This is a genomic window from uncultured Veillonella sp., from assembly GCF_934190855.1.
GTDB lineage: Bacteria > Bacillota > Negativicutes > Veillonellales > Veillonellaceae > Veillonella.
In genome coordinates, this window is record NZ_CAKPTN010000036.1 from 1 (window position 1) to 13,211 (window position 13,211).

Genomic DNA, 13,211 nt, shown 5'->3' on the forward strand with positions numbered 1-13,211 from the left:
TATGTTGAAATGTTGTGGTTGCCAGACCAACTTCATTTTATCACTAGGAGGTTCTTTCCTTTTCTCTAAGAAATTTTACTGACCCCCAGTTTAACTGGGGGTTTAGTCATGCCTATTCGGCGTACAATCAAGAAAGCCCCTATCTAAAATTAGATAGGGGCCTTTTTCGTAGAGCTCATATTAAACTGTAATAAGTAGTGTACGACCTGTCGGTTTGTATTCAATAATTTCTACACCTGCCGTTTCTAGCATCCGTTTAGATGCTTTTACCTCTTTTGTATCCTTATAGAGATCATCGCGGTAGATAACTGCCTTAATACCACTTTGAATGATGGCTTTCGCACATTCATTGCAAGGGAATAATGTAACATAAATCTTAGAGCCCTCTAGAGAGCCTCCACGATAGTTTAGAATCGCATTGAGTTCGCTATGTACCGTATAGAAATATTTATTATCGTCTGCCGTGTCGCGTTCCCAAGTGAAATCATCATCACTACAGTTTAGAGGCATACCATTGTAACCAATGGATAAAATTTTATTGTCATTGCTAACAATACATGCACCAACTTGTGTATTTGGATCCTTAGAACGTTGTGCCGCTAAAATGGCAACGCCCATGAAGTATTCATCCCAAGAAATATAATCGATACGTTTTGCCATACTTACCTCACTTAAAAATAAGCCCCCTTCTACCTATGTAGTTGGGGGCTTACATGATTGAATAACTAGAATATCGTTATTTAAAAACGTTATTTAATATCATTATTTAACTACGATATTTACGAGTTTACCAGGTACATAAATAACTTTTACGATATTTTTACCTTCTGTAAACTCTTGAACACGGCTAGATTCTTTAGCCATTGTTTCTAATTCTTCTTTCGTAATATTTACGGAAACAGTAAGTTTATCGCGAACTTTACCATTTACTTGCAATACTACTTCTACTTCGTCTACTACGAGAGCAGATTCTTCGTATACAGGCCAGTTTTCAGTGTGAATAGATGTAGTTTCACCTAATTCATGCCACAACTCTTCTGTAATATGTGGAACAAATGGAGCTAATAGAAGCAATAAGGAGCGAGTCAATTCATTAGCTAACGCACTATTGATAGTCTCTGCTTTATCCTTATGAGCATACATAGCATTTACAAGTTCCATGATAGCGGAAATAGCTGTATTGAAGTTGAAGTTGTTATCGAGGTCTTCCGTAACTTTTTTAATAACGCGGTGTAACTCACGACGCAATGCAAATTCGTCTTTTGTAAGTTCACCAGTTACATTTTTCTTACCTTCTTCGTTGTACGCATCAACAATACGCCATACACGACCTAAGAAACGATAGGAACCTTCAACGCCTTGGTCGGACCAATCAAGGTCACGATCTACAGGAGCTGCGAATAGAATGAACAAGCGCGCCGTATCTGCACCATACGTATTGATAATTTCTTCAGGAGAAACTACATTACCTTTGGATTTAGACATTTTGCTGCCTTCTTTAAGTACCATGCCTTGTGTTAACAAGCCACGGAATGGTTCGTTAGCTTCGATAAGACCTAAATCGTGAATTACTTTCACAAAGAATCGAGAGTACAACAAGTGCAAGATAGCATGTTCAATACCACCGATATATTGGTCAACGTTCATCCAGTAGTTAGCGATTTTTTTATCGAATGGAGCTTGGTCATTTTTCGCATCTGTATAGCGCAAGAAGTACCAAGAGGAATCGATAAATGTATCCATTGTATCTGTTTCACGATGTGCTGGACCACCACATTTAGGACATGTAGTGTGCAAGAAGCTTTCAGATGTAGCCAATGGAGATACGGCACCAGATTCAAATTTAACATCCTCTGGCAAACGTACTGGCAACTCTTCTTCAGGAACTAGTTGTTCACCGCATGTTTCACAGTATACTACAGGAATTGGCACGCCCCAGTAACGTTGACGAGAAATCAACCAGTCACGAAGACGGAAGTTTACTTTACCTTCACCAATACCGCGCTCATTAAGTGCAGCGGTAATATTTTTACGAGCCTCTTCAGATGTTTGGCCGTTAAAATCACCAGAGTTAACGAGGATACCATCTTCATGGTACCATTCTTGCCATTTTTCAAGGCTATATTCTTCACCTTCACAAGCAACAACTTGTTTAATAGGCAAATCGTATTTATGAGCAAATTCCCAGTCACGTTCATCATGTGCAGGGGAACCCATTACAGCACCAGTACCATAGTCTACTAGTACATAGTTCGCAATCCATACTGGAACTTGTTCACCAGACATAGGATTTACTGCATAGGAACCTGTGAACATACCTTCTTTAGGTGTCTCTGTAGATGTACGATCGATGTCGCTCATATTGCGCATACGCGTAATGAAAGCTTCTAGTTCAGCTTTATTAGGTGCGTTCTCAATAAGGCGTTCTACATATGGATGTTCAGGAGCCAATACAACATAGCTTACGCCGTAAATCGTATCAACACGTGTTGTATATACAGATACACGTTCATTGATGGATGGAACCTCGAAGGAGAATTCTGTACCTTCAGAGCGGCCAATCCAGTTTTTTTGCATCAATTTAACGCGTTGTGGCCAGTGATCAAGAGTATCCAAATCAGTTAACAAGCGATCAGCATATTCAGTGATACGCAAGAACCATTGAGACAAATCTTTTTTCTCAACTGTGTTGTCACAACGCCAACAAGCGCCATCGATTACTTGTTCATTTGCCAATACAGTATGGCAAGTTTCACACCAGTTTACTTTAGCTTCTTTTTTGTATGCCAAGCCTTTTTTGTAGAACTGTTGGAAGAACCATTGCGTCCATTTATAGTAATCTTCTTTACAAGTCGCAACTTCACGGTCCCAGTCATAGGACAAGCCAAGTGCTTTTTGTTGTAGTTTCATATTCTCGATATTATCAAGAGTCCATGTTTTAGGTGCAATACCATGTTTGATAGCCGCATTTTCAGCAGGCATACCAAAGGAGTCCCAGCCCATTGGATGTAATACGTTGAAGCCCTTCATTTTTTTGAAGCGAGCTACTACGTCACCGATGGAATAGTTACGCACGTGACCCATGTGTAGGTTACCGGATGGGTACGGGAACATTTCTAATACATAGTATTTTTCTTTAGATTCATCATATTCTGTTTTAAATGTATGGTTATCATCCCAATACTTTTGCCACTTTTTCTCAATATCTTGGGCTACATATTTTTCATTCATGTAGGGGCCTCCTCATATGGTCAACCTCATTAGTTGCCGTTTTATAATCAATATTCTTATTTTACTACTTCAAGTAAAAGCAGTCAAACACTAGCGTTTTACTACTTGAACAGATTTAGTTAATTCATTTTGAGTAGTTGTATTTTCGACAGATCCATGACTCTTATAAGAAGCTTTGCTCTCCTTCACTTCTTGCGTATCACGTTCTTTTTGCGCTTTAGCCTCTTCTTTTAAACGCTTTTTCTCTGCCTTGGCTTCCTCAGCTAGACGTTTTTTCTCAGCTTTTGCTTGTTCAGCCTCTTCTTTAGCTTTACGTTTAGTAACTTCTTTTTCTTCTTTAGCCTTCCGTTTTGCTTCTGCTTTAGCAGCTTTAGCCTTTTCTTTTTCTTCTAAGCGCAATTTGTATTGTTCAAGCTTAGTTAAAGGTTTTGCTTCTTCTACTACTGGTTCAGAAACAACCGCTGTAGGAGATTTAGGAATACCACGGCCTAAGTCTTTGCCTTGAATCATAGCAATAGTAGATTCATCTTCAAAGCCTTTACGCCATGCTGCAAAACCACCGAGTTTCAATTCTTTTACAAGATCAAGTTTCAACCCTAAAGAAGTATTATCTTCAAACCAAATGCGGTCAGAGCCAGAACTTGTTGGGATAGATAGATAGTATAGTTTCAAACGATCATCCCAAGTCATTTTATCTTTGTGGTTTGCAAAGTAAGTGCCAGTATTCTTCATAGCCAATGTTTCGCCCTTAGCATAGCCGTTTGTGTCATGCCACAAGCGCATATAGAATGGTACACCAAGCACTAACTTATGAGACGGAACCTCAGAAAGCATTCTTTCAGTATGGTTACGAACCCATGGATAACTTGCTACAGGACCAGCTGTAGTACTCTTAGCCCAAGTTTCGTCATAGGCCATAAGAACTACATAATCTACGGAGTTAGCAAAAGCACTACGGTTATATACTAAGGACCATTCAGGACTATCAGAGTAACCTGTTACATCGATAGAAGTTTTAATATTATATTGATGTAAATGGTTGGACAAATACGCTACAAAAGCGGTTAAACGATCGCGGTCAGCATAGTCGATATTTTCAAAATCAAAGTTATAACCATCAAAACCATAAATGTAGGCATATTGAACGAGGTTATGAGCATATTTTTTCCATACTGATTGGTCCGCTAAAATGCCACTTGTAAAACCAGGATCAAATCGATTTGTAATCAATGGCCATACGTGGTACCCCTTACTTTTATAAGTATTCACATAGTCAATGCTTACATTCGGGCTAGCCTCAAGACCTAAACTATGCAATTTAAACCAGCTAGGGGAAATAATATTATCGCCACTTGTATTAAGTTTAGCTTGGTATGGAGTCCCTTCTGTCGGCCACGGATCAAAAGACCAAGACAATGGAGTTTGTAATGTATATGGAGCTTTCACCGTTGACACTTGTGGCGCAGGACCTAATGTTAATTGTCCATTAGTTTTTGTATAACTAACGCCAAGCATAGCTGGGTCAGACTCGATATCAACATAGGTAATACCATTTTGTTTAGTAATTGGTAATTTAACAGCCTCACCAACGGCAGCTGGATTTAATACAATCATATTACCTTGTAATTCTGTTTGAGGCACATACACCGTATATGCTGTTTTATATTGGTTTGCTTCGTAATGACGCGTTGTAGTAGCTAGAAATTGCTCCAACGGCACCAACACCTCTGCCTGTACGGCAGTCGTAGATAATGCAGACATTACTAAAGCTGTTAACGATTTTAAAATAGTAGATTTACGAATCATGTACTCTCCTAACTCTAGTTCCCATACTGGGATACAATATCAATCTCTATATTATACCATATTATATAGAGTTCATCTCTTTTCTTGCATGAAGGGTACATGTAATTTATAATTTAATTTATGTACTAATAAAAATTATCACATAAGGAGTTTTATATGCATCAATATTTATTTTTTATAGGGGACTTCCCTATTAGAGCCTACGGCGTTATGTTGGCCTTGGCTATCATCTGTGGCGCCTCTGTAGCGTACGTACTGTTAAAGAAAGATGGTCGCGGTTGGCATGAGCACATCATTGACTTCTCCATTACCGTTGCTGTAGCTGGTCTCATCGGTGCTCGCCTATGGGACGTATTCTTCTTTGACTGGGATTACTATGGCAACCATTTATTAGAAATCCCCTTCGTTTGGCAAGGTGGCATGGCCATCCAAGGCGGTGTCGTCTTAGGCACAATTGCTGGCTGGTGGTATCTTCGTAAAAACAATATCGACTTCTGGGCCTTTGCCGATCTATTTGCACCAGCATTGATCTTAGCTCAATCTGTAGGCCGTATGGCAAATCTTTTAAATGGCGATGCCTTCGGTCATCCTACGGGCGGTAATTATGGTATTATCTATCCTGAAAGTACTCTTGCATACCGCACCTACGGCAATCAACCATTATGGCCTGCCGAAGTGTGGGAAGGTCAGATTGATATTCTCATCTTTGTAGCCCTTCTATTATTCGGTTCCTTCAAACATGCTAAGGGCCAAGTATTTGTACTATACGCTATTCTCTACTCTACAGCACGTTTCTTCTTAGAATTCTTGCGTGGCGATTATGTAAATCTAACATTAGGCTTAAAATCTGCTCAAATGACTAGCCTTGTAGCAATCATTGTGGGCATCTGTGTATTTATCTATTTAGGCTATCTAGAAAAGAAAAATCAAGCAGTTGTAGTGGCTACAGAACCAACAACAAAAACTAAAAAACGCAAATAATAAATACAGAAATACGAAACAAAAAAGTCCTCCATTCATTAGTTTTACCTGTGAATGAAGGACTTTTTCTATTTAAATCTTAATCGACTTACTAATTTTCTAAATGCTATCGATTAAACTCTCTATTAATTATATTTTTTCTTTAACTTTTAAAGCATCCAGCTCTTCTAATGCGCGATTAGCAATTAATGCATTTTTCTCTTTTTTCTTACGTACTTTTGAAGGCCATGGATCCATAATGCCAAAGTTGACATTCATCGGTTGGAAATTAGAGCCTTCGTAGTTAGAAATATAGTGGCTAAGAGAACCAATAGCCGTCGTTTTAGGGAAGTCAATAAATGAACGTTCCTCTAAATAACGTTCTACTTGAAGACCTACCATGAGGCCACTGGCAGCAGATTCTAAATAGCCTTCTACGCCTGTCATTTGACCAGCAAAGAATAGACGTGGTTCCTTTTTAAGTTGGAATGCATGATTCAATAACTCAGGAGAATTAATATAGGTATTGCGATGCATGACACCATAACGGATAAATTCAGCATTTTCAAGACCTGGAATCATACCGAATACACGCTTTTGTTCGCCCCATTTTAAATGAGTTTGGAAGCCTACCAAGTTAAACATGGTACCTTCTTTATTTTCCTTACGCAATTGTACTACTGCATAAGACTCCTCATTGGTACGTTTATCCACTAAGCCAACTGGTTTTAGTGGACCATAGCGCAATGTATCTTCTCCACGGCTCGCCATAATCTCTACAGGCATACAACCTTCAAAGTAGATTTCCTTTTCAAAATCCTTTGGCTGCACAGCTTCAGCTGTAGTAAGCTCATACCAGAATGCTTTGTATTCCTCTTCTGTCATAGGACAGTTAAGGTAATCAGCATCGCCTTTGTCATAACGAGAAGCGGCAAATACTTTATCGTAATTCAAAGATTCTGCCGTAACGATAGGTGCTGCTGCATCGTAGAAATAAAAGCCAGTTTCACCAGTTAAGGCTTTAATCTTATCCCCTAATGCTTCAGACGTGAGGGGACCAGAAGCAAAGATAACAGTACCTTCGGCAGGTATATCAGTTACCTCTTCGTGATGAACTGTAATATTAGGATGACCTTTTACCTTCTTCGTCACCATTTCACTAAATAAATGACGATCAACGGCCAAGGCACCACCGGCAGGTACAGCAGTTGCGTCAGCACATTCCATAATAAGGGAGCCTAAACGACGCATTTCTTCTTTTAAAAGACCTACTGCATTTTCAATATTGCCAGCTCGCAATGAGTTACTACATACGAGCTCTGCAAATTGATCTGTTTGGTGCGCAGGAGAACTCTTTACAGGGCGCATTTCATATAAGTCTACATGAATGCCACGGTTAGCGAGTTGCCAAGCCGCCTCAGAACCTGCTAGGCCCGCACCAATAACAATAACATTTTTATTATTCACCTATTGTTTCCTCTTTTTTAGCTTTGCTAGATTTTTTAGATTTCTTAGACTCTTTAGTTTTTTTAGATTCTTTTACAGTTTCTTCACTAGCTTCACTCTTTTTCTTTCTTGTTTTCTTTGGTGGTCTAGTTGGACATGTTTCATTGGAACAGAACTTTTTAGTTGTACCGTTTTTATATGTATTTTCAACCATAATAGAACCACATGTATCACAGAATTCATGGGTTGGTTTATCCCATAATGTAAAGTCACATTGTGGGTATCGATTACAGCCGTAGAACAAACGACCACGACGAGACTTACGCTCTACGATTTCCCCTTCCTTACATTTAGGACAAGTTACACCTGTACCTACCGTAATAGGTTTAGTATTTTTACACTCTGGGAAGTTAGAACATGCAAGGAACTTGCCGTAGCGACCAAATTTATATACCATTGGGCTATTACAAAGTTCACAGGTCTCGTCACTTTCCATAGATGCAATTTCAATTCGATCTACATCGCTCGCATCTTCTAACTCTTTCGCAAATACCTCGTAGAAGTCAGATAATACTTTTACATACGTATCCTTGCCAGATGCAATAGCATCAAGCTCTTCTTCAAGATCTCGCGTAAAGCCAGTGTTGATGATTTTTTCAAAGTACGCTATCAAGAAGTCTACTACTACAAAGCCTAACTCTGTAGGAACAAATTGTTTATTCGTATTCTCCACATAGTTACGACTAACGATAGTATCTAGAATTGGTGCATACGTACTAGGACGACCAATACCAAGTTCCTCTAGCGTTTTGATGAGGCTCGCCTCGGAGTAACGTGGAGGTGGTTGCGTGAAATGTTGTTCCGGCAATACCTCTACCGTATGGGCTGCATCATTCTTTTTAAGGGCAGGCAGTTGAGGTGCATCCTCTTTTTTCGTATCTTCATAAACAGCACTAAAGCCAGGGAAGATAACACGAGAGCCCGTCGCTTTAAATGTATAATCATCTTGAACGGTCAACTCAATCGTTGTAGATTCATTTTGTTGTGGTGCCATTTGGCTCGCCATAAAACGATTCCAAATCAACGTATAAAGCTTAAGCTCATCACGACTTAAGAACGGCTCAACCATTTTAGGTGTTAACTCGAGAGATGTAGGACGAATCGCCTCATGCGCATCTTGAGCAGAACCTTTAGAGCCGTACACATTTGGTTTAGATGGATAATAATCTTCCCCATAATTACGAATAATAAAGTCCTTAGCCGTTTCTTGCATCTCTTTAGATATACGCGTAGAGTCTGTACGCATGTACGTAATCAAACCTACGTGGCCATAAGAACCAATTTCAAGACCTTCGTAAAGATGTTGGGCAATCATCATGGTACGCTTCGCACCAAAGTTCAATTTACGCACCCCATCTTGTTGCAACGTAGACGTTGTAAACGGAGGTGCCGCTTTACGAGAACGCTTACGCTTTTCAATATTTGTCACTACTGCATCGGCTCCGCCAATAGCATCTACTACGGCTTGTGCTTCACTTTCAGTAGTAATATCGATTTTCTCGCCTTTAATATGAGTCAATTCCGCTGTGAAAGCCTCTTTTTTAGGCGTTTCAAAATTGCCTTCAATGGTCCAGTATTCTTGTGGCACGAAAGCTTGAATTTCGCGCTCTCTTTCACAGATAAGTCGAACTGCAACAGATTGTACGCGACCCGCACTAAGGCCTTTGCAAACCTTTTTCCATAATAAAGGACTCAATTTATAGCCTACGATACGGTCTAATACACGGCGTGCTTGTTGCGCATCTACCATGTTCATATCGATAGTACGAGGAGATTCTAAAGCCTCTGCTACAGCATTTTTAGTAATCTCATTGAACGTAATACGGCACGTAGATTTAGGATCCACATTAAGAATATACGCTAAATGCCAAGAAATAGCTTCCCCTTCGCGGTCAGGGTCAGTTGCGAGCAATACAGCGCTGCTTTCATCGGCATAGGAAACGAGTTCATCAATAACCTTTTTACGAGTAACCAAGTTGCTATAACGGGGCGTAAAATCATGTTCGATATCGATGCCCATTTGAGACTTTGGCAAATCTCGTAAGTGGCCCATACTCGCCTTTACGACGTAGTTAGGACCTAAGAATTTTTCAATTGTTTTAGATTTAGCAGGAGACTCTACGATAACCAATACTTTGCCATCAGGATTATATACGCGTGGTTCACGTTGCTCTGGTGGCATGGAGGTTTGCAATACGGATTTATCACGTACGATACCCATTGGAGTAAGGGCTTCTTTAGCAACCTTACGCTTTATGGTAGTATTTTCTTTCTTAGTACTTTTCTTTTTAGTATCTTTACTAGTACTAGCTGCTTTTGGCTCGCCAATAACGATAGATCGTTTAATGGACAAGTATATCACTCCTAGTCATATTAATATAGCCTCTCGGCGGATGATTCTCTATAGCCCCTTCCATTTCTAACTCAAGTAATAAGGGCTGCAGTTGTTGTAATGGAATAGAGGTCGCTTTCAAAATATCACTAACCGTGATACATCGATCATGAGGTATTTCGCTCAAGATTAGACTCCTATCCACATTAAAGCTTAACATAGAGAGCCCTTGTGTATCAACACCTTGACTATGATTCCCTATTTGATTACTATCTTTTACACCCAAAGTATCTCTTTTATTTGGTGGTGAAAGTTTTTCTTTATTACTAAACATTTCTCGCAAGGTTAAATGATATTCCTTAACGATGTCCTCATAACCAGTTAATACAAAGGCTCCATTACGCATAAGGTATTTATTACCATCCGCCGTATGATCTAATAAATTACAAGGCACCACAAATACATCTCGCCCCTCGCTAACAGCCATATCTGCTGTGATGAGAGAACCACTACTTGCTTTTGCCTCTACTACGATTACGCCTCTACTAAGGCCGCTAATTATACGATTACGAGCAGGGAAATGTTTAGCCGATGGTGGCGTACCAGGTGGGTATTCCGATAAAAGCAAACCATTGTTTTGTAAGATGCGGTCAAATAATTTTGAATTCTCTCGTGGATACGCTATATCTAGGCCACACCCCATGACTACAATTCCGTATCCCTGACTCGCCAATAACCCTTCATGACCATGAGCGTCGATACCTCGTGCGCCACCACTGACAATAATAGTACTGTATTTACCGAGTTCTTTACCAAGCATTCTCGCTACATTGCGTCCGTACAACGAACAACGCCGTGCTCCCACAAGGGCAATGCGGTTTAACCGTTTGTCTAAAAGGGCTCTATTCCCCCTCATAAACAATATAGCGGGCGGATTATAGATATGATTTAAAATAGATGGAAAATCTTTATCTAAAAAGGTAGTAAAATCCATCTTATATTCGTCTATTTTATGAATAATATAATCTAACCTTTCATCTTTAGCCGATGATGCTATAGCTCGTTTATCAGAGGCAGAAATATGTGTATAAGGCTTTAATTTTTCAACCTTCTTAACGGCTTGCCAAGCATCATAAGGGGACCCAAAATCCTCTATAAAACGCCGTACATGTGTGGCTCCCACATTATATAAACTTTGCAAGCCTGCAATATAAATATTATCATCGTATCTAGTCATCTCTACACCTATTTACCTGTTCTAAACAACATGGCCTCAGAAATATGATGTGGCTCTACTTGTGGATTTCCCTCAAGGTCTGCTATGGTACGAGCCACCTTTAATATGCGATCAAAGGCCCTTCCACTTAAATGGAAATGGTCAAATATATTGCCTAATACACTCCAGGCCTTATCCGTAATATTACATAGCTCGCTTATGGCCTTGTGAGGTACAGCTCCATTAGAGTTAAACTCTAAACCTTCATAACGTTTCTGTTGTAAAAGAGTTGCTAAAATAACTTGCTCTCTCATACTTTCACTTGTCATAGTAGACGTCGAATTATCTAATAATTGTTCTAACGTAGGCCTTTCAACGGGAATGTGTAAATCAATTCGGTCCATAATAGGACCAGACAAGCGTTGCTGATAGTTTTTGACCATCGTTTCAGAACATATGCATTCCTTATGTGGATCATGGTAGTAACCACATGGACATGGATTGGCCGCCAGAATACAAATAAAATTGGCAGGATATATATAATTACCTTGAGACCTATTGATAGTAATTGTGCGAGACTCTAAGGGCTGCCTTAGGGCGTCAATAACTTGACGCTGAAACTCTGGTGCCTCATCCATGAATAAAACACCGCAATGAGCAAGTGTGACCTCCCCAGGACGACCCTGTATACCTCCGCCCATCATACTCGCTAACGTCGCCGTATGATGAGGATGCCTAAAAGGCCTAGCTGTAACAAGTCCCTTATCACCGAGTAAACCGATCACATCTTGTATACGGCTTACCTCAACCATCTCATTCCAAGTCATAGGTGGCAATATGGTCGGTAATCGTTCAGCCATCATCGTTTTACCACCACCAGGAGGACCTATCATAATACAATGATGATGCCCTGCAGCACTGATCAGCATAGCCCGTTTACCTAACTCTTGACCTTGTACATCGCCAAAATCTACACCATACGTATTATTGTTTAAATTACTAATTTCATCCGTTAGTATCTTATTTTTTGAGAAATTTGAAATGGATTTAGACTTAGTTTGGCCTTCTAAAACTGTAATAATATCCTCTAATGATGATTCACCATAAATAGTTAGATTTGGAATAGCTTTTAAAGTATTTCCATTTTCTACGCTTGTATATATAGTGGAGTAATTAGCCTCTAATCCTGCCAATGACATCGCCAAGGTTCCAAAGGTCGGTAGCAGTGAACCATCTAAGGCTAGCTCTCCCATAAATAAACTATTATCTAATAAAGCTGAGATTTTAGTTTTACGCCCCTTTATTTGCCCCGATGCGAACAGAACCCCTAACGCGATAGCTAAATCGAGTCCTGCACTACTTTTACGAATTGTAGCAGGTGCTAGATTTACTACGATACGTCTCATAGGGAATTCATAGCCACTATTTTTTATAGCAGCCCTCACCCTTTCGCGCGCTTCCTTTACTGACTGATTCGGCAGACCTACGATATCAAAGACAGGTAAACCTTGCGATATATCGACCTCTACCGTAATAATGCATCCATCTATGCCATGTAAGGTGGCTCCATATAGTTTTGCATACATAAGAAACCTCACTAAAAGCACTGCGGCAAATAATGGATAGAACTTTGAAAGTCCTCGTGAAGATACACCTCTATTACATCAAAGGATATTTCCTTCCAGTGTCGTTTCTTTTGATGTAAATCATATAAAAATAACATGGCAGCTCGTTTAATATGCTTTTGTTTCTTTTTAGTGACCGCCTCACGTGCTAATCCATGTTGCATGCCACGACGGGCTTTAATTTCAATAAAGTGATACACTAAATCACGTTTCGCAATGATATCAATTTCGCCTAATCTCGTTCGATAATTTGTATCTACTACGGTAAGACCTAGCTTTTCAATATACTGAGTAGCAACGCGTTCTCCCCATTTACCAAGCTCTTTAGAGTCAAGTTCATTAAAGGCTTTACCTGTACTGATCGTTTTCATATATACCTCCTCATTAAATATGTCAGCTACAATAACTCACAGATTTATAACATTAAAAATATCTCTAAACTTTCAACAGGTAATACTTACTTGTAGCGTAGAATATGGAGGTTATAAAAGTAAATACAAAAGAGGTTCCTAATAGTCACATAGGTGACCAATAG

Annotated in this window: 9 protein-coding genes; 1 reads left to right on the plus strand and 8 read right to left on the minus strand. The window is 39.6% G+C overall.

Annotated features, from left to right (window positions below):
* Window positions 1–180: 180 nt before the first annotated feature.
* The 3 genes from Q0F90_RS03520 to Q0F90_RS03530 all read right to left on the minus strand — a co-directional run bounded on the left by Q0F90_RS03520 (window position 181) and on the right by Q0F90_RS03530 (window position 5,037).
* Window positions 181–660: a dCMP deaminase family protein gene (locus tag Q0F90_RS03520; protein WP_296003398.1), complete on the minus strand. Its 480-nt coding sequence runs from the start codon at window positions 658–660 to the stop codon at window positions 181–183.
* Between the two features lie 102 nt (window positions 661–762).
* Window positions 763–3,231, minus strand: a complete 2,469-nt coding sequence (leuS, locus tag Q0F90_RS03525; RefSeq protein ID WP_296003399.1) for a leucine--tRNA ligase — start codon at window positions 3,229–3,231, stop codon at window positions 763–765.
* Between the two features lie 90 nt (window positions 3,232–3,321).
* Window positions 3,322–5,037: a glycosyl hydrolase family 18 protein gene (locus Q0F90_RS03530; RefSeq protein ID WP_296003400.1), complete on the minus strand. Its 1,716-nt coding sequence runs from the start codon at window positions 5,035–5,037 to the stop codon at window positions 3,322–3,324.
* Window positions 5,038–5,193: 156 nt separating this feature from the next.
* Between Q0F90_RS03530 and lgt the strand changes: the two genes are divergently transcribed.
* On the plus strand, window positions 5,194–6,018 hold the full coding sequence (gene lgt, locus Q0F90_RS03535) for a prolipoprotein diacylglyceryl transferase (RefSeq protein ID WP_296003402.1): 825 nt from the start codon (window positions 5,194–5,196) through the stop codon (window positions 6,016–6,018).
* Window positions 6,019–6,147: 129 nt separating this feature from the next.
* On the opposite strand, the gene trmFO is transcribed toward lgt, so the two are convergent.
* The 5 genes from trmFO to Q0F90_RS03560 are packed head-to-tail and all read right to left on the minus strand — an operon-like array spanning window position 6,148 to window position 13,047.
* The gene (gene trmFO, locus Q0F90_RS03540) at window positions 6,148–7,464 is read right to left on the minus strand and encodes a methylenetetrahydrofolate--tRNA-(uracil(54)-C(5))-methyltransferase (FADH(2)-oxidizing) TrmFO (protein WP_296003404.1); all 1,317 of its coding nucleotides are present in this window, start codon (window positions 7,462–7,464) and stop codon (window positions 6,148–6,150) included.
* A complete protein-coding gene (gene topA / locus Q0F90_RS03545) occupies window positions 7,457–9,856 on the minus strand; it encodes a type I DNA topoisomerase (RefSeq protein ID WP_296003406.1) in 2,400 nt (799 codons plus the stop codon). The genes trmFO and topA overlap by 8 nt, the downstream gene beginning before the upstream one ends.
* Window positions 9,846–11,072 (minus strand): DNA-processing protein DprA, encoded by a 1,227-nt coding sequence (gene dprA / locus Q0F90_RS03550; RefSeq protein WP_296003408.1) that lies wholly within the window; start codon window positions 11,070–11,072, stop codon window positions 9,846–9,848. The genes topA and dprA overlap by 11 nt, the downstream gene beginning before the upstream one ends.
* Before the next feature lie 8 nt (window positions 11,073–11,080).
* The gene (locus Q0F90_RS03555; RefSeq protein WP_296003410.1) at window positions 11,081–12,637 is read right to left on the minus strand and encodes a YifB family Mg chelatase-like AAA ATPase; all 1,557 of its coding nucleotides are present in this window, start codon (window positions 12,635–12,637) and stop codon (window positions 11,081–11,083) included.
* 11 nt (window positions 12,638–12,648) lie between these two features.
* Window positions 12,649–13,047 (minus strand): YraN family protein, encoded by a 399-nt coding sequence (locus Q0F90_RS03560; RefSeq protein WP_296003412.1) that lies wholly within the window; start codon window positions 13,045–13,047, stop codon window positions 12,649–12,651.
* Window positions 13,048–13,211 lie beyond the last annotated feature (164 nt).

Bases quoted from the DNA above. Each gene is read 5' to 3' on its own strand.
- Q0F90_RS03520 (WP_296003398.1), bottom strand. From the start codon at position 660: ATGGCAAAACGTATCGATTATATTTCTTGGGATGAATACTTCATGGGC.
- leuS (WP_296003399.1), bottom strand. From the start codon at position 3,231: ATGAATGAAAAATATGTAGCCCAAGATATTGAGAAAAAGTGGCAAAAG.
- Q0F90_RS03530 (WP_296003400.1), bottom strand. From the start codon at position 5,037: ATGATTCGTAAATCTACTATTTTAAAATCGTTAACAGCTTTAGTAATG.
- lgt (WP_296003402.1), top strand. From the start codon at position 5,194: ATGCATCAATATTTATTTTTTATAGGGGACTTCCCTATTAGAGCCTAC.
- dprA (WP_296003408.1), bottom strand. From the start codon at position 11,072: ATGACTAGATACGATGATAATATTTATATTGCAGGCTTGCAAAGTTTA.
- Q0F90_RS03555 (WP_296003410.1), bottom strand. From the start codon at position 12,637: ATGTATGCAAAACTATATGGAGCCACCTTACATGGCATAGATGGATGC.
- Q0F90_RS03560 (WP_296003412.1), bottom strand. From the start codon at position 13,047: ATGAAAACGATCAGTACAGGTAAAGCCTTTAATGAACTTGACTCTAAA.